Origin of the sequence: Streptomyces sp. NBC_01013 (assembly GCF_045162765.1) — a bacterium.
GTDB lineage: Bacteria > Actinomycetota > Actinomycetes > Streptomycetales > Streptomycetaceae > Streptomyces.
In genome coordinates, this window is the sequence record NZ_CP108687.1 from 3956920 (window position 1) to 3973525 (window position 16606).

At 70.4% G+C, this 16606-nt stretch carries 12 protein-coding genes and 4 tRNA genes; 8 read left to right on the forward strand and 8 right to left on the reverse strand.

Annotated elements, in window-relative coordinates; genetic code table 11:
* Nucleotides 1–220 precede the first annotated feature (220 nt).
* The 3 genes from OG538_RS17055 to OG538_RS17065 all read right to left on the reverse strand — a co-directional run bounded on the left by OG538_RS17055 (nucleotide 221) and on the right by OG538_RS17065 (nucleotide 3794).
* Complete coding sequence (locus OG538_RS17055) at nucleotides 221–2476, reverse strand: DEAD/DEAH box helicase (RefSeq protein WP_406094500.1); 2256 nt, start codon at nucleotides 2474–2476, stop codon at nucleotides 221–223.
* 211 nt (nucleotides 2477–2687) lie between these two features.
* Nucleotides 2688–3266 carry a hypothetical protein gene (locus tag OG538_RS17060; protein WP_406094502.1) on the reverse strand — a complete coding sequence of 193 codons (579 nt, stop codon included), beginning with the start codon at nucleotides 3264–3266 and terminating at the stop codon, nucleotides 2688–2690.
* Between the two features lie 177 nt (nucleotides 3267–3443).
* Nucleotides 3444–3794, reverse strand: a complete 351-nt coding sequence (locus tag OG538_RS17065) for a metallopeptidase family protein (RefSeq protein WP_406094503.1) — start codon at nucleotides 3792–3794, stop codon at nucleotides 3444–3446.
* Between the two features lie 84 nt (nucleotides 3795–3878).
* Between OG538_RS17065 and OG538_RS17070 the strand changes: the two genes are divergently transcribed.
* From OG538_RS17070 to OG538_RS17085, 4 genes are all read left to right on the forward strand, one after another.
* On the forward strand, nucleotides 3879–5435 hold the full coding sequence (locus OG538_RS17070) for a metallophosphoesterase (protein ID WP_406094505.1): 1557 nt from the start codon (nucleotides 3879–3881) through the stop codon (nucleotides 5433–5435).
* Nucleotides 5436–5613: 178 nt separating this feature from the next.
* Nucleotides 5614–5686: transfer RNA gene (locus OG538_RS17075), tRNA-Glu, on the forward strand.
* A gap of 36 nt (nucleotides 5687–5722) precedes the next feature.
* Nucleotides 5723–5797, forward strand: a tRNA-Asp gene (locus tag OG538_RS17080).
* A 22-nt stretch (nucleotides 5798–5819) separates the two neighbouring features.
* Nucleotides 5820–5896: transfer RNA gene (locus OG538_RS17085), tRNA-Phe, on the forward strand.
* A 38-nt stretch (nucleotides 5897–5934) separates the two neighbouring features.
* On the opposite strand, the gene OG538_RS17090 is transcribed toward OG538_RS17085, so the two are convergent.
* From OG538_RS17090 to OG538_RS17100, 3 genes are all read right to left on the reverse strand, one after another.
* Nucleotides 5935–6801 (reverse strand): cytochrome c biogenesis CcdA family protein, encoded by an 867-nt coding sequence (locus tag OG538_RS17090; RefSeq protein WP_406094507.1) that lies wholly within the window; start codon nucleotides 6799–6801, stop codon nucleotides 5935–5937.
* Nucleotides 6798–7637, reverse strand: a complete 840-nt coding sequence (locus OG538_RS17095) for a DsbA family protein (protein WP_406094509.1) — start codon at nucleotides 7635–7637, stop codon at nucleotides 6798–6800. Before OG538_RS17095 ends, OG538_RS17090 begins: the two co-directional genes overlap by 4 nt.
* A gap of 62 nt (nucleotides 7638–7699) precedes the next feature.
* Nucleotides 7700–8059, reverse strand: coding sequence for a hypothetical protein (locus tag OG538_RS17100; protein WP_406094511.1), 360 nt, complete (start codon nucleotides 8057–8059; stop codon nucleotides 7700–7702).
* Between the two features lie 159 nt (nucleotides 8060–8218).
* On the opposite strand from OG538_RS17100, the gene hrpA reads away from it, so the two are divergent.
* The 3 genes from hrpA to OG538_RS17115 all read left to right on the forward strand — a co-directional run bounded on the left by hrpA (nucleotide 8219) and on the right by OG538_RS17115 (nucleotide 13173).
* Nucleotides 8219–12139 carry an ATP-dependent RNA helicase HrpA gene (gene hrpA / locus OG538_RS17105; RefSeq protein WP_406094513.1) on the forward strand — a complete coding sequence of 1307 codons (3921 nt, stop codon included), beginning with the start codon at nucleotides 8219–8221 and terminating at the stop codon, nucleotides 12137–12139.
* A gap of 115 nt (nucleotides 12140–12254) precedes the next feature.
* A tRNA-Asp gene (locus tag OG538_RS17110) sits at nucleotides 12255–12329 on the forward strand.
* A 139-nt stretch (nucleotides 12330–12468) separates the two neighbouring features.
* Complete coding sequence (locus OG538_RS17115; protein ID WP_406094515.1) at nucleotides 12469–13173, forward strand: DUF6274 family protein; 705 nt, start codon at nucleotides 12469–12471, stop codon at nucleotides 13171–13173.
* 523 nt (nucleotides 13174–13696) lie between these two features.
* Here OG538_RS17115 and bldC read toward each other — a convergent pair.
* Both bldC and OG538_RS17125 read right to left on the reverse strand, forming a co-directional pair.
* A complete protein-coding gene (gene bldC / locus OG538_RS17120) occupies nucleotides 13697–13903 on the reverse strand; it encodes a developmental transcriptional regulator BldC (protein ID WP_003949541.1) in 207 nt (68 codons plus the stop codon).
* Between the two features lie 512 nt (nucleotides 13904–14415).
* Nucleotides 14416–15261: a hypothetical protein gene (locus OG538_RS17125; RefSeq protein ID WP_406094517.1), complete on the reverse strand. Its 846-nt coding sequence runs from the start codon at nucleotides 15259–15261 to the stop codon at nucleotides 14416–14418.
* Between the two features lie 176 nt (nucleotides 15262–15437).
* Between OG538_RS17125 and OG538_RS17130 the strand changes: the two genes are divergently transcribed.
* Nucleotides 15438–16520 carry a Leu/Phe/Val dehydrogenase gene (locus tag OG538_RS17130; protein ID WP_406094519.1) on the forward strand — a complete coding sequence of 361 codons (1083 nt, stop codon included), beginning with the start codon at nucleotides 15438–15440 and terminating at the stop codon, nucleotides 16518–16520.
* Nucleotides 16521–16606: the final 86 nt, after the last annotated feature.

Genomic DNA, 16606 nt, shown 5'->3' on the forward strand with positions numbered 1-16606 from the left:
CCCAGGTGATGGATCGGCCACGGGGAGGACGCGGCAGCGCGTGCCGCGGTCTGTGCGAAGTGTGAAAGCCCCCCGGCCCCAACTCCCCGTGTGCGTGGGCTGACCTTAACAGCCGCCCCACAGGCACCGTCAGCAAAATTCGAACCCGTTCAACAAAGCAGGACCCGCACATCACCGAGGTGATGTGCGGGTCCTGTCAGGCAGTCAGGCGATCGGAGGATCAGCCGTTGCGCTTCCAGCGCGGCTTCTCGTCACGACGGCCGAAGGAGCCGGTGCTCGTGCCGGTTCCCGTGGCGCGGTGGTCGTCACGGCGACCGGTGGGGCGGTCGCTGCCACCGCCGGAGCGGAAGCCGCCCGCCGGGCGGTCGTCACGACGGTCACGGTTGAAGGGACGGTCGCCGCCACCGGAGCGGAAGCCACCGGACGGGCGCTCGTCACGACGGTCGCGGTTGAACGCCGGACGGTCGTTGTCACGGTTGAATCCGCCCGACGGACGGTCGTTGTCGCGACGCTCGAAGGAACGGCCGCCACGGTCGTCACGACGGTCACCGCCACCGGAGCGGAAACCGCCCGAGGGACGCTCGTCACGACGGTCGCGGTTGAACGCCGGACGGTCGTTGTCACGACGCTCGAAGGAACGGCCGCCACGGTCGTCACGACGGTCACCGCCACCGGAGCGGAAACCGCCACCGACCGGACGGTCCTCACGACGGTCGTTGCTGCCGCGGAACGACGGACGGTCGCTGCTGCCGCGGTAGCCGTTGCTGCCGGCCGGACGGCCGCTGCGCTCGCCGACACGGTCGTTGCCGCCACGGTAACCACCGCGGTCGCCGCCGCGGTTGTCCCGGCGCTCGAAGTTGCCGCGGTCGTCGCGGCGCTCCTCGCGCGCAGCCTGCTGCTCCGGTACGGAGGTGGCGGCCAGGAGTGCGGCCTCCGCCTCGGCGGCGACCTCGGCCACCGCTGCCTCGGGGTCGTCGCCCCGCTCGCGTGCGGCGCGGGCGACCAGGCGGTCGGCCTCCTCGCGCAGCTCCACGGCACGGCGCTGGATGCGCTCCAGCTGCTTGGTCAGGTCGGCGGCCTCGCGCTCGGCCTGCTTGGCGGCGTTGTTCGCCGAGTCGGCCTGGACCTCGGTGAGCGAACGGGCGCCGGTGATCTCGGCGACCTCGGGCTCGAACACACCCGCGCCCTGGACGATGTGGCGCGACGCGTCGACGCCCGCGTCCTCCATCAGGCGGAAGATCTGGCGACGCTGGTGCGGCAGCGCCAGCGAGACGACGACACCGGACTTGCCGGCACGGGCGGTGCGGCCCGAGCGGTGCAGGTAGTCCTTGTGGTCACCGGCCGGGTCAACGTTCAGGACCAGGTCGATGCCGTCGACGTGGATACCGCGCGCGGCGACGTCGGTCGCGACGAGCGCGTTGACGAAGCCCTTCTTGAAGTCTTCGAGAACGCGGGTACGGGCACCCTGCGTCATGCCGCCGTGCAGGGCGTCCGCCTTGACGCCGGCCTCGATGAGCTGCTCGGCGATGCGGTCGGCGCCCAGCTGGGTGCGGACGAAGATGATCGTGCGGCCCTTGCGGGCGGCGATCGCGGAGGTGACCGGCGCCTTGTCCTTCGGCTTCACGACGAGGACGTGGTGCGACATGGTCGAGACGTTGCCCTGGGCGGAGTCGACCTCGTGGGTGACCGGGTTGCTCAGGTAGCGCTTGACCAGGGTGCCGATCTCGTTCTCCATGGTGGCGGAGAAGAGCATGCGCTGGCCGCCGCCGGGGATCTGGTCGAGCAGCTCGGTGACCTCGGGCAGGAAGCCCAGGTCGGACATCTGGTCGGCCTCGTCGAGGACGGCGACCTGGACGTTCTCCAGGGAGCAGGCGCCCCGGTTGATGATGTCGCGCAGCCGGCCCGGGGTGGCGACGAGGACGTCGACACCGCGCTCCAGTGCGTAGATCTGGTTGCCCATCGACGTACCGCCGCAGACGACCTTCATCTTCAGGCCGAGCACGTCGCCGTAGGGCTGGAGCGCGTCCGCGACCTGCATCGCGAGCTCACGGGTCGGGGTGAGGATGATCGCGCGGGGCTTCTTCTTCTCGGTGTGGCCACCGGCCAGGGAGGCCAGGGTCGGCAGACCGAAGGAGAGGGTCTTGCCGGAGCCGGTACGGCCGCGGCCCAGGATGTCCTTGCCGGCCAGGGCGTCCGGGATGGTCGCCGCCTGGATCGGGAAGGGCGACGTCACACCGTTCTGCGCGAGCTTGCGGACGATGCCCTCGGGCAGGCCCAGCTCGGCGAACGTGATGGTCGGCTCGGCGTCCGCCTCGGCGGAGTCGGCGTCGGCCTGCTCGGCCTGGGGGGCGTCGGTCTCGACGGAGTCGACGGACTCGGCGATGACGGCCTCTGCGGCCTCGATGAGCTCGGCGCTCTCGACGTCGTTCTCGACGTTCTCGGGCATGACGGTGTGGTCAGAACTGGAAATTGACATGCGAAATGCGAAACCTTCCGGAGTCTCGGCACGCGCCCGTAACTCCGTGTTTTCGCAATTTCGACCGCCTCAATGCGGTCCAGCCACGGCAAGGGAGAGTACGCGCCACACGGCGCTCTTCTGTGTCGGCGCCGGGCAATGGGATCAAACGATCTATAACCATACGCACTCTTCCCCCCATTACGCAACCCGCCCCATGCCGGCCACCCCCTCAGGCCGGTCCCACCTGCGGTGATGCCTCCGGAGTCCGCCGCGCGTACACGCCGTCCGGCGCACCTTTCGCACCGGTACGGAACTGGGCGGCGGGCGACGCCGAGGGCACCGGGGGCGGCTGCTCGGAGGTCCCCGGCTCGGGCTCCGGCGGCTCCGGCGGCTGCGGGGTCTCGGCGGGGCCCGGACCCGGGCCGGACGGAGTCGGCGATTCCGGCTGCTCGGGGGCTCCGGGCTCCGGCGCGGTGGGCGTCCGTGTCGGCGGACGGCCGCCCTGCGCCGCTCCGGGCCGGCCGGATGCGGCGGCGCCGGGGCTGCCCGAGGGGGCGGCCGAGGCGCTCGGCTCGGCAGACCGGCCGCCTTTACGCTCGGAGTGCGCCTCGGCGCCGCCCCCGGTACGGGCCCGGCCGGTACCGGCCACCGTGGATCCGTCCGGCTCGGCCACCGAGCCCTTCGGCGCGGCGGAGCCGGAGGGCGCCGGCTTCCCGCCGTCGGAGCCGATGCTCATGCAGCCGGTGGACGCTGCGATCGTCACCGCGGTGACGGCCGCCCAGCGGATGGGGACGGGCAACTGGCGCACGGGGGCACCTCCGGGGGCGCGAAGAAGGACGAGGCATCCCGAAAACGAGCCGGGAGCGCTGTGCCCAACTCCCGCCACCCTGCCGGGGACACGCCCGCGGGCGAGCCCGCACACCTCATTCACACCTGACCGTGTGCCGCATCTCACCCGAACTCGTGTGCGCGCGGCCTTCCGCCCTCACCCGTAGCCGAGCGCGTGCAGCCTCTCGTCGTCGATGCCGAAGTGGTGGGCGATCTCGTGCACGACCGTGGTCTCCGTCTCCGTGACGACGTCCTCGCGCGACTCGCACATCCGCAGCGTCGGCCCCCGGTAGATGGTGATCCGGTCCGGCAGGACGCCCGCGTACCACTCACCGCGCTCGGTCAGCGGCGTGCCCTCGTAGAGCCCGAGCAGCTCCGGATCATCGGCTTCCGGTTCGTCCTCGACGAATACCGCGACGTTGTCCATCAGCCGGGTGAGCTCCGGCGGAATCCGGTCCAGCGCCTCGCCGACCAGTTCCTCGAACGCTTCCCGCGTCATCTCCAGCACCCCGCCATTGTCACGTACGGCCGCCGGATGCGCCCCGGTGCACCGACACGCATATCCGCCCCTTCGCCGGGGCATACGCGCCCAATGGCCGACCCGTTCCGTGCCGCAGCAGCCCGTGTCCAACACCTCATCCGCCCCCGCCCGCGCTCCGGTCGTCGGCCCGGTCGCCGCTTCCACGGCCACGGGATGCTCGCCGGCTCGCCGCGTCCGTTCGCCCGCGCGCTGGGGCTGGTCGCCGTCGTGCTGTTCGGCGCCTGGCTGGGGCTGCTGGCCGTCGGCAGCGTCCGCACGCCCGTGGGACCGATGGACACGACCATGACCCTGCGGCCCTCGCTCAGCGGCGGCACCAAGATCAACGTGTCCCCCCTCGGTGCCCTCGAACTGGACTCGCACCACGCCCCGGTCCGGCTCGACGTCGACGTCGACCGCCTCGACCCGGTCCGCTCCGAGGCCCTGGTCCAGCACCCCGAACGGCTCGCCGGTCTGGAGAGCGAGGTGAGCGGTGACGTCAGCGCCGGCGCCCGCGAGCTCGCCGTGCGTTCCTGCGTCGCGGTCGTCTCCGGGGCCACCGCGCTCGGCCTCGCGGTCTACCGCAGGCCCAGGCGCGCCCTGGCTGCCGGAGGGCTGGCGCTCACGCTGCTGGCCGCCTCGGGCGTCGGGGCGTACGCCACCTGGAACCCCGAGTCCGTCCTGGAGCCGAAGTTCTCCGGGCTGCTGTCCAGCGCCCCCTCCGTCGTCGGAGACGCCCGCTCGATCGTCACCGACTTCGACGTCTACCAGCAGGAACTCGCCCGGCTGGTCACCAACGTCACCAAGCTGTACGACGCCACGTCGACGCTCCCCGTGTACAGCCCGGACCCCGCCACGCTCCGCGTCCTGCACGTCTCCGACATCCACCTCAACCCCGCGGCGTGGCACATCATCGGCTCGCTCGTCGAGCAGTACGACATCGACGTGATCATCGACTCCGGCGACACGATGGATCACGGGGCGGCCGTGGAGAACAGCTTCCTCGACCCGATCAGCGACCTGGGTGCGCCCTACGTCTGGGTCCGCGGCAACCACGACTCGGCGGTCACGCAGAAGTATCTGGAGGGGAACAAGCGCTTCAAGAACGTGCACGTGCTCGACGAAGGCCGCGCGGTGACCGTCGGCGGGCTGCGGGTGGCGGGCATCGGGGACCCGCAGTTCACTCCGGACCGCACGGGCCCGGAGCAGGCCGAGGACGTCGAGGGGGCGGCGGGCCGACGCCTCGCCGCGGCGCTGCGCGGGCAGGGGCGGGCGCGCACCCCGGTCGACATCGCCGTCGCCCACGAACCGGAGGCGGCCCGGCAGACGGACGGGGCGGTGCCCCTCGTTCTGGCCGGGCATGTGCACCACCGGCAGAACGAGCTCATGAAGGGCGGTACCCGGCTGATGGTCGAGGGTTCCACGGGCGGGGGCGGGCTGCGGGCCGTACAGAACGAGAAGCCGGAGCAGGTGCTCGCGTCGGTGCTTTACCTGGACCGCTCCACCCGCCGTCTGCAGGCCTGGGACGAGATCACCCTCGGCGGCCTCGGCCTGACGACCGCCGAGGTCAGCCGCCATCTGCCCAAGGAGGGCCGGCCCGACGCGACGCCCTCCCCTATTCGGTTTGGCTGACACCGAAACGCACGTGTATTGTCTCCGACGTGCCCAAGGGCACCGGTCAGGGCTCGACCGTTCTGAAACCTCAGAGGTGGAAGGAAAAGCCGAACCTCTTGAGGGGGGAAGCGGAGTCGGACGCTTCTCACTTTCCCTTCGGGCGACAGACGCAGAAGCAAGCTGTACCAGCAGTTCTGCCCTCATCGTCTAGTGGCCCAGGACGCCGCCCTTTCAAGGCGGTAGCACGGGTTCGAATCCCGTTGGGGGCACGCACAACCTGTGCGACACTTAGTCGCACAAAGCTTGGTCCTGTGGAGCAGTTTGGAGTGCTCGCCACCCTGTCAAGGTGGAGGCCGCGGGTTCAAATCCCGTCAGGACCGCTGCAGCCCTTATGAGCTGCGTGGCTGGGTAGCTCAGTTGGTACGAGCGATCGCCTGAAAAGCGATAGGTCGCCGGTTCGATCCCGGCCCCAGCCACCACCCGAAGGCCCCGTCCGATGGACGGGGCCTTCGTCGTGTCAGACGCCCTCCCCGTCCACGGTGTTCACCGCGTCCGCGCCGTCCCTGCTCCGGCGCCGCCCGGACCGCACCGCGAGTACCAAGAGCACCACGGCCACCACCGCGACCAGCAGCACCGCGTCCGGCACGCGCTCGCCGATGTTCCGGGCCCACTGCTCGACCGCGAACGACTGGTCCACGTCCAACAGTCCGGGCAACGCGGTCGTGCCGTCGTACGCCAGGAAGAGCACGCCGAGGCACATGAAGAAGAGCCCCGACAGCAGGGTCGTGGTGTGCAGCTCGAAGCGCCCGAACCGCAGGACACGGCCGCGCAGCCACGCCCTCCGGCCCAGCTCGAACCGCTCCCAGAGCAGCGCGAGCAGGAAGAGCGGCACCGCCATGCCCAGCGCGTAGACGGCGAGCAGCAGTCCTCCGTACGCCGGGCTGCCGCTGACGGCTGCGACGGTGAGGACGCTGCCGAGGATCGGTCCCGCGCAGAAGCCGGCCAGGCCGTAGACGGCCCCGAGCGCATAGACGGACAGCGCGGTCGTGGGGCGGATCCGGCCGCTGAGGGCGGAGATCCGTCCCGAGGCGAAGCCCACGCCGACGATCTGCGCCACGCCGAGCACGATGATCAGCCAGCCCGCACCGAGCACGAGGGCGTCGCGATGGCTGTAGAAGAGCCGTCCGGCGTACGAGCCCGCGGCGCCGAGCGGGACCAGGGTGGTGGCCAGGCCCGCGTAGAAGATCCCCGTCCGGGCGAGCAGCCGGGAGGCGGAATCGATGGAGTACGCGAAGAAGGCGGGGAGCAGCAGGGCGCTGCACGGGCTGAGCAGGGCCAGCAGCCCGCCGAGGAGTGCGGCGAAGTAGCCGATGTCCGCCGTCACTTCGCGGAGCCCCGGCCGTTCGCGGCGCCTTCCGGGGATGCGGTGCCGTGGGCGCCCTGGCCCGCGTTGCCGAGGTTCTTCGCCCGGTCGGCCGCCTGTTCGATGGCCTGGGTGAAGGTCTCCGCGGGCTGCGCCCCGGCGATCGGGCGGCCGTTGATCAGGAAGGACGGCGTGGACGTCGCGCCGATCCCGTACCCCTGCTCCTGGTCCTTGCTCACCGCTGCCGCGGCCGCCGCGCCGTCCGTGTCGCGGACGAAGCGGTCGAGGTCGGGCACTCCGGCCTCGCGGGCCAGAGCCTTCAGCCGGTCCTTGCCGAACCCCTTCTCCTTGACTCCTTCGGCGTACGCGGCGCGGTGGAACTCCCAGAAGCGGCCCTGCTGCCCTGCGGCCCAGGAGGCACGCGCGGCGGCCTCGGACTCGGAGCCGAAGATCGGGAAGTTGCGCCACTCGATGCGCAGGGTGCCGTTGTCGACGTACTTCTTCACCAGGGCCGGCTCGGTGTCCCGGGCGAACTTGCCGCAGTAGCCGCACTTGAAGTCGGCGTACTCGATGAGGACGACGGGCGCGTCCGCCCGGCCGCGTGCCAGTCTGTCGCCGGCGTCGCGCCGGGCGAGCTTCGCCAGCTCGGGGTAGACGCCCTCGTCGGGGTCCGCGGTGACGCCCGCCACCACCGAGGACGAGGAACCGGGGCCGGGCGCATCCGGGGCGGTCGCCCGGTAGGACACATAACCGAGCAGCGCTGCGGCGACGACCACCCCGGCGCCGTAGATCAAGGGCTTCTTGCCGGCCGCCCGGGACGAGGGCTTCGGGGGCGGGTTGGACGTGGACGTGGGCATGCGGAACTCCGAGCTGGCGATGCGGGAGGAAAGGGGCAGGACGGCCGGGAAGAGCAGGCCGTCTACACCCTCAGCACGGAGAGCTCCACCGGGCTCGGCGCGGCCGCGTCGAGTCCCCGCGGTGTCATCGGCGCGGGCCGGTGGGCCGGGCCCGGAACGGTCGCTGCGGGCAGGCCCCACTCGGCGAGCCCCGGCGCCTGGTCATGGGCCGCGCGGGCCCGCCCGGGAACGGCCGGCACGGTGCCGTCGTGCTCGCCCTTCCTGCCGCAGCCCGGAAGCCCGTCTCCCTGCGCGGTGGCCATGGACGCGGCCACGGAGGGACCCGCCGGAGGCGTCGACGCCGAAGCCGCCGACGGTCCGCAGAACAGCCCCAGGACAACCGCAAGGGCCGCCACCAGGCAGCACCACGACGAACGGGACACGGCGGACAGGCCTTCCGGCAGGGGGCACGGCAGAGGGAGCAACTGTCCGGAATGGTACGTGCTGTGATCACCCCGTCCCCGGGCTCACGGGCCCGGTGACCGAGACCGCGCGAAATAGGTTCGCCGTTCCTCGGGCCCGGGTGAGATCCTGGGACCCGTATGTCTACTTCCTTTGCCGATCTCCAGTCCCAGCTCGGGCAGCTCTCGCTCCGCGACGCGCACCGGCTCGGCCGCCGCCTCGAGGGCGCGCGCCGCATTCGTAAGCCCGAGGCCCAGCAGGCCGTGCTGGACGAGATCGCGGCCCAGGCCACGAAGGCAGCCGGGCGGCTCGCGCTGCGGGCCAGGCGGATGCCTGCCCTTTCGTACCCCGAACAGCTTCCGGTCAGCCAGAAGAAGGACGAGATCCTGGAGGCGATACGCGACCACCAGGTCGTGATCGTCGCCGGTGAGACCGGCTCCGGCAAGACCACCCAGATCCCCAAGATCTGCATGGAGCTGGGCCGGGGCGTCCGCGGCATGATCGGGCACACCCAGCCGCGCCGGATCGCGGCGCGAACGGTGGCCGAGCGGATCGCCGAGGAGCTGAAGACGCCGCTGGGCGAGGCGGTGGGCTGGAAGGTCCGCTTCACCGACCAGGTCAACCAGGACGCGACCTTCGTCAAGCTGATGACGGACGGCATCCTGCTCGCCGAGATCCAGACGGACCGCGAGCTGCTCGCGTACGACACGATCATCATCGACGAGGCCCACGAGCGGTCGCTGAACATCGACTTCCTGCTCGGCTATCTGGCCCGGCTGCTGCCCAAGCGCCCGGACCTGAAGGTCGTCATCACCTCGGCGACCATCGACCCGGAGCGCTTCGCACGCCACTTCGGCGAGGCGCCGATCGTCGAGGTCAGCGGCCGTACGTATCCGGTGGAGGTGCGCTACCGGCCCCTCCTCGAGGAGGACAGCGAGGACTCCGACCGCGACCAGATCACCGCGATCTGCGACGCCGTCGACGAGCTCCAGACGGAAGGGCCCGGCGACGTGCTGGTGTTCCTCTCCGGCGAGCGGGAGATCCGCGACACGGCGGACGCGCTCGGCAAGCGCAACCTCAGACATACCGAGGTGCTCCCCCTCTACGCCCGCCTGTCGCACGCCGAGCAGCACCGCGTGTTCCAGCGCCACACCGGCCGCAGAGTCGTCCTCGCGACGAACGTCGCCGAGACCTCGCTGACCGTTCCCGGCATCAAGTACGTGATCGACCCGGGCAACGCCCGTATCTCCCGATACAGCCACCGCACCAAGGTCCAGCGGCTGCCGATCGAGCGGATCTCGCAGGCCAGCGCCAACCAGCGCAAGGGCCGCTGCGGCCGTACGTCGGACGGCATCTGTATCCGGCTGTACTCCGAGGACGACTTCCTGACCCGTCCGGAGTTCACCGACCCGGAGATCCTCCGTACGAACCTGGCCTCCGTCATCCTTCAGATGACCGCGGCCGGTCTCGGCGACATCGAGAAGTTCCCCTTCATCGACCCGCCGGACCACCGCAACATCCGTGACGGCGTGCAGCTCCTCCAGGAGCTGGGCGCGCTGGATCCGGAGGAGAAGGATCCGAAGAAGCGGCTCACCCCGCTGGGCCGGAAGCTCTCGCAGCTGCCGGTGGACCCGCGGCTGGCCCGCATGGTCATCGAGGCCGACCGGAACGGCTGCGTCCGCGAGGTGATGGTCATCGCCTCCGCGCTCTCCATCCAGGACCCGCGCGAGCGGCCGTCCGAGAAGCAGACGCAGGCCGATCAGCAGCACGCCCGGTTCAAGGACGAGACGTCCGACTTCCTGGCGTTCCTGAATCTGTGGCGCTACATCCGCGAGCAGCAGAAGGAGCGCGGTTCCTCCAGCTTCCGCCGGATGTGCAAGCAGGAGTATCTGAACTTCCTGCGCATCCGCGAATGGCAGGACATCTACGCGCAGCTGCGTACGGTCGCCAAGCAGATGGGGATCGAGCTCAATGAGGACGACGCCCCCGAGCATTCGGTGCACACCTCTCTGCTGGCCGGCCTGCTCTCGCACATCGGGCTGAAGGACACCGAGAAGAACGAGTACCTGGGCGCCCGCAGCGCCAAGTTCGCGATCTTCCCGGGCTCGGCGCTCTTCAAGAAGCAGCCGCGGTTCGTGATGTCGGCCGAACTGGTCGAGACGTCCCGGCTGTGGGCGCGGGTCAACGCCAGGGTCGAGCCCGAGTGGATCGAACCGCTGGCCCAGCACCTGCTGAAGCGCACCTACAGCGAGCCGCACTGGGAGAAGGACCAGGCGGCGGTGATGGCGTACGAGCGGGTCACGCTGTACGGCGTACCGATCGTGGCCCAGCGCAAGATCAATTTCGGCCGTATCGACCAGGAGGCCTCGCGGGATCTCTTCATCCGCAACGCCCTGGTGGAGGGTGACTGGCGCACGCACCACCAGTTCTTCCACGACAACCGCAAACTCCTGGGCGAGGTCGAGGAGTTGGAGCACCGCGCCCGGCGCCGCGACATCCTCGTGGACGACGAGACGCTGTTCGACTTCTACGACCGGCGCATCCCCGAACACGTCGTCTCCGGCGCGCACTTCGACTCGTGGTGGAAGCACAAGCGCCGCGACGAGCCCGACGCGCTGGACTTCGAACGCTCGATGCTCATCAACGAGAAGGCCGGGGCCGTCACCAAGGACGACTACCCGGACTCCTGGCGGCAGGGGAAGCTCAAGTTCCGGGTGACGTACCAGTTCGAGCCCGGCGCGGACGCCGACGGCGTGACCGTCCACATCCCGCTGCAGGTGCTCAACCAGGTCACCTCCGAGGGCTTCGACTGGCAGATCCCGGGCCTGCGCGAGGAAGTGGTCACCGAGCTGATCCGCTCCCTGCCCAAGCCGATCCGCCGGCACTACGTGCCCGCGCCGAACTACGCGGACAAGTTCCTGGACCGGGCCGTACCGCTGCAGGAGCCACTGCCGGTGACGCTGGCCCGTGAGCTCCAGCGGATGGTCGGCGTGCCCGTCACCGCGGACGACTTCGACCTGAGCCGGATCCCGGACCACTTGAAGATCACTTTCCGGGTCGTCGACGAGCGTCGCCGCAAGGTCGCCGAGGACAAGGATCTGGAGGCCCTCCGGGTCCAGCTGCGCCCCAAGGCCCGTCAGGCCCTCTCCAAGGCGGCCGCGGCGACCGCGGGGCCTTCCGGGGAGTCCATCGAGCGTTCGGGCCTCACGGACTGGACGATCGGCACGCTGGACCGCGTCTTCGAGACGCGGAGGGCGGGGCAGCCGGTCAAGGCCTTCCCCGCACTGGTCGACCAGGGCGGGACGGTGGCCGTACGGCTCTTCGACACCGAGGCCGAGCAGCAACAGGCGATGTGGCGCGGCACCCGGAAGCTGATCCTGCTGAACATCCCGGTGAACCCGGCGAAGTTCGCCTCGGACAAGCTCACGAACCAACAGAAGCTCGCGCTGTCCCGCAATCCGCACGGCTCCATCCAGGCGCTCTTCGACGACTGCGCGACGGCGGCCGCCGACCGGCTGATCGCCGCGCACGGCGGCCCCGCATGGGACGAGGCGTCGTTCCGGAAGCTGTACGACAAGGTGCGCGCCGACCTGGTGGACCTGACCGTCCGCACGATCGGCCAGGTCCAGCAGATCCTGGCGGCCTGGCAGGCCTGCGAGCGCCGGCTGAAGGCCACGAACAGCCTGGTCCTGATCAACAACGTCACGGACGTACGGGAGCACCTCGCCCGCCTCGTACCGCCCGGGTTCGTCACCCTGACCGGGCTGCGCAGGCTGCCCGACCTGATGCGCTACCTGGTCGCCGAGGACCGCCGGCTCCAGCAGATGCCGACGAACGTCCAGCGCGACACCACGCGCATGGAGAAGGTCCACGAGATGCAGGACGAGTACGCCTGGCTGCTGGAGCAACTGCCGCAGGGCAGGCCGGTCCCGCAGGAGGTCCTGGACATCCGCTGGATGATCGAGGAGCTGCGGGTCAGCTACTTCGCGCACGCGCTGGGCACCGCGTTCCCCGTCTCCGACAAGCGGATCGTGAAGGCGATCGACGCCGCCGCCCCGTAAAGGGCCCGGCGGTGGCCGCGTAACGGCTCCACCACCAGGAGTGAGGTCGACCGCACCCTCTGACCTCCTGTACAGTCTGTCTTCGCAGCCAGCCGCAAGGCAGCAGCGAAAACCTGGTCCTGTGGAGCAGTTTGGAGTGCTCGCCACCCTGTCAAGGTGGAGGCCGCGGGTTCAAATCCCGTCAGGACCGCAGTAACGAAAGCCCGGATCCTCTGGATCCGGGCTTTCGCGCGTCTTGACTCCGGTGTCCGCCGACGAGTACTCAGAACCAAGGACCGCCCCTGGATTTCCCGGTGGGGGCGGCGCGCATCCACCGGGAGGTGGCGCGGATGACGGCATCCACGGGCGAGGGCTTCCTGTCGGAACGGGCCGATGCCCGCGAGCCGGCCCGGGTCCGGGGCTCGGACCCCGCGCCGGACCCTGACTCCTCCCCGGCACCTGTTCCCGCTCATCCCCCGACGCCCGCCCCGGCCCCCACCCCGGCTCCCGTCCGCCGCAGGGCGCCCCGGCACGAGATACGGGCCCTGCTCCGCGCACACCTGGCGGCCGCCTCGGGCTATCGACACCTCACCCGGCACTGCGCGGTCTGCGCACGGCTGCTCAGGCTCGCCATGGAGTCCCTGGCGGCCCCTGACGGGCCAACGGGGCCCACCGCGACCGCGACCGCCCCCGAACCGTCCGGGACGCCCACAGCGGCCCCGGCGGCGCCCGAGCCGCCAGAGGGAGCCGCGGAGCGCGTGACGCCTTCGGAACCTCCGACACCGCCCGCCCCGGAGACCGCGCCCCGTACCGGCCGTGCGCCCCTCACCGCAGAGCACGCGAGGCCGTCAGGAGCGCCGGAACAGACCGTGCGGCCTGTGACGGCGGGACCCGGGACCGCCCCGCAGGCCCTCGCGAGGCGGTCCGCTCCGGCCCGGACGACGACCCGCCCCACCCCCGCACTCGCCTCGTCGCCGCCCCGCGGCGCCGAAGCGGGCCGGGAAGGGCCGCACGGCCGCGCGGGAGCGGAGGACCAAAGTCCTCCCGCCACGTGACCAATGGCTTCGCCTTCCACTCCCCAGGAGTGGGAGGCTCGACCTTGGCAAGACCCACATCATGTGACGGGTGTCACTGAATCAGTTTTCAGAAGGGGTGGCTTTACACCCTTCCTACAACTGGCGAATTTAATATGTGCAATTGCACCCCTGGCGCGGGGGTGGCGTCGGAAGACCGCACAGCACCCCATGCGGTCCCTGCGGGGCCCCGGCGCACTGACCCTTCGCGGGGGTGAGCGCACCCGAACGAGCCCCTCCCGGAGCCAACCGGACGCCCGGTTTCCAGGGGTCCGGAGTGGCCGGATGCCGACGGGAAGCAGGAGGACCACGGAACCGCACGGTCGGCTGCACGCACAAAAAAGATCGCGCTGGACCCGGCGGAGTCCAGCGCGATCTCATGACGACACCCGTATGGCACAGGTATGGCGCCCGTTGGGGCGGGCGCCCGTCATATGGAGCTATGGGTGGGCTATACGGGTTGGGGGACCCAAAAGCCCAGTTGTGACGCGGCGACAGGGGTATGTCAGGCCTCGCTGCGCTGCTGCGGAATACCCGCAAGCAGTGCGCGGACCTCTGCCTCGCGGTACCGGCGATGTCCACCGAGCGTGCGGATGGACGTGAGCTTGCCTGCCTTGGCCCAACGGGTAACCGTCTTCGGGTCCACGCGGAACATCGTGGCAACCTCAGCCGGGGTCAGCAGCGGCTCGGCATCAGGGGTGCGAGCGGTCATGAGCGGCCTCCTCGGGAGAACCGAACATTCTCGGTTCTTTCCTCTAAATTCTGCACCTTGACCCGCGTTGCCCGAAATGGCGGACGCGGGCCGAGTCGGTTATAGGACGAACGGCTTGTCCTCGGCACTACAACTACACCATCCGTCCAGCCACGTCGGCCAAACCGATGGAATTGCCCTCCCAGGTGTTCATCAGCGACGGAAGCCGATGGACCATGCCATAGCGGACAGTCACACCACCGTGACGATCAGTCACAGAGCGATCAGGAGTCGTCAGACCCCCCATAGAGTGCAATGCTGAGCATTCCGCCCATACTTGGACGGATGGAGCCCTCCCCGGACTCCTTGTCCTATTTTGGCACGAGGAGTAGGTAAGGACGCAAGGGCCCCGTAAGTGCTATCCATCACGCTTGAGACAAAGGCCCGGTTCGGGACGTAGGTCCCGCCACCACTCGGCTACGGTTCCGCCTCTTCACTCCCACGTGTCACATGGGTCACAGGTTCATGGGTCGTCAGTTCGCGAACTGGCGGTCCCTCACGGCCCTCCAGCGCTCCGCCAGCCGCGCGTAGGCCTCGCTCGCACCCTCGGTGTCCCCGGCGCCCAGGGCCGCGATCCCCTCGGCCACGTCCGCGGCGCTCCGGTCCGCCGCGAGCTGCTCAGCCGGCAAGGCATGCACCAGTCCGCCGTAGTCCAGCTCCACGAGCGCGCGCGGATGGAATTCCTCCAGCCACCGGCCGACGTCCACCAACCCCTCGGCCAAGGGGCCGTCGTCCATGGACTCCCGCAGTGTCTTCAGCCCCCGGGCCAGCCTCCGCCGCGCCTGGACCATCGGCGTCCGGTACCGCAGCAGGGGCGGCTCACCGCCCTCGGCCGCCTCCCGGTACTCGCGCTCCTCGTCCGAGAACAGGACGAACCAGCGCACCGGGACCTGCCACACCGCCGTCCTGATCCACGGCCGGGCATCCGGGTTGCGCTCCGCCCACCGCTCGTGGTCGGCCACGGCCTGGCCGCGCACCACCGGGGGCAGCACCGCGTCGAGCACCGCACCCGGGAACATGTCCGCCAGCCCGTCCAGCGCCAGCCACCCGCGCAGCCGGGTCCGCCACGGGCAGACGCACACCACTCCGTCCACCTCCGCGACGAACGCGTCGGCGCTCTCGTGGGGCGGCACGCCGACCGGCGGCGTGGCCGCCAAGTCCGCCAGGGAGCGGCGCAGTTCGTCCTGGGCCGTGGGGATCCGCCCGCGGCCCGCATAGCGGGCCCAGTGAGCACGTTCGGCTTCCGGGAAGGCCGCCAGTGGCTCGTACACCCGGAGGTAGGACGCGTAAGGGACGAGCACTGAAGACACCACCGACATGCAGCGATCGTGTCACGCCCGTACTCCTGTAGTGGGTGATCCACCGCACTGACACGGATCCGTGCCCCCGGAGGACTTACGCTCTTGCCCAGTCGGACCGTCCGTGCCGGTCGGTCCGGGGCCCTCCCCACCTTCAGGGGGGTCTTTCCGCCGCTTCGTACTTGGGAGTCACCACAGTGACCGATGTGACCGACGGCGTCCTGCACACCCTGTTCCACTCGGATCAGGGGGGCCACGAACAAGTCGTGCTCTGCCAGGACCGTGCCAGCGGCCTCAAGGCCGTCATCGCCATCCACTCCACCGCCCTGGGCCCGGCCCTCGGCGGCACCCGCTTCTACCCGTACGCCTCCGAGGAGGAGGCCGTCGCGGACGCGCTGAACCTGGCGCGCGGCATGTCGTACAAGAACGCCATGGCCGGTCTCGACCACGGCGGCGGCAAGGCGGTCATCATCGGTGACCCCGAGCAGATCAAGACCGAGGCGCTCCTGCTGGCCTACGGCCGTTTCGTCGCCTCGCTCGGCGGGCGCTACGTGACGGCCTGCGATGTCGGCACATACGTCGCCGACATGGACGTCGTGGCCCGCGAGTGCCAGTGGACCACCGGCCGCTCCCCCGAGAACGGCGGCGCCGGCGACTCCTCAGTGCTCACCGCCTTCGGTGTCTTCCAGGGCATGCGGGCGTCTGCCCAGCACCTCTGGGGCGACCCGACGCTGCGTGGCCGGAAAGTGGGGGTCGCGGGCGTCGGCAAGGTGGGCCACCACCTCGTCGAGCACCTGCTGTCGGACGGCGCCGAAGTCGTGATCACGGATGTGCGGGACGAGTCCGTGCGCCGGATCACCGACAAGCACCCGGAGGTCGCCGTAGCGGCGGACACCGAGGCGCTGATCCGTACGGAGGGTCTGGACATCTACGCGCCGTGCGCGCTCGGCGGCGCCCTGAACGACGAGACCGTTCCGGTGCTCACCGCCTCGGTGGTGTGCGGCGCGGCCAACAACCAGCTCGCGCACCCCGGCGTGGAGAAGGACCTGGCGGACCGCTCGATCCTGTACGCACCCGATTACGTGGTGAACGCGGGTGGTGTCATCCAGGTCGCGGACGAGCTGCACGGGTTCGACTTCGACCGGTGCAGGGCAAAGGCGGCAAAGATCTTCGACACGACCCTGGCGATCTTTGCTCGTGCGAAGGGCGACGGCATTCCGCCGGCTGCCGCGGCCGACCGGATCGCCGAACAGCGGATGGCTGACGCCCGCCGTAGCTGACCGCGTCGGGGGCCCGACCGGGCGTCATCCCCGTACCTGGCCCCATGCGACCCGCCGACCGGCGAGACAAGACTCACGCCGGTCGG

Bases quoted from the DNA above. Each gene is read 5' to 3' on its own strand.
- OG538_RS17055 (WP_406094500.1), bottom strand. From the start codon at position 2,476: ATGTCAATTTCCAGTTCTGACCACACCGTCATGCCCGAGAACGTCGAG.
- OG538_RS17070 (WP_406094505.1), top strand. From the start codon at position 3,879: ATGGCCGACCCGTTCCGTGCCGCAGCAGCCCGTGTCCAACACCTCATC.
- OG538_RS17095 (WP_406094509.1), bottom strand. From the start codon at position 7,637: ATGCCCACGTCCACGTCCAACCCGCCCCCGAAGCCCTCGTCCCGGGCG.
- hrpA (WP_406094513.1), top strand. From the start codon at position 8,219: ATGTCTACTTCCTTTGCCGATCTCCAGTCCCAGCTCGGGCAGCTCTCG.
- OG538_RS17115 (WP_406094515.1), top strand. From the start codon at position 12,469: ATGACGGCATCCACGGGCGAGGGCTTCCTGTCGGAACGGGCCGATGCC.
- bldC (WP_003949541.1), bottom strand. From the start codon at position 13,903: ATGACCGCTCGCACCCCTGATGCCGAGCCGCTGCTGACCCCGGCTGAG.
- OG538_RS17125 (WP_406094517.1), bottom strand. From the start codon at position 15,261: ATGTCGGTGGTGTCTTCAGTGCTCGTCCCTTACGCGTCCTACCTCCGG.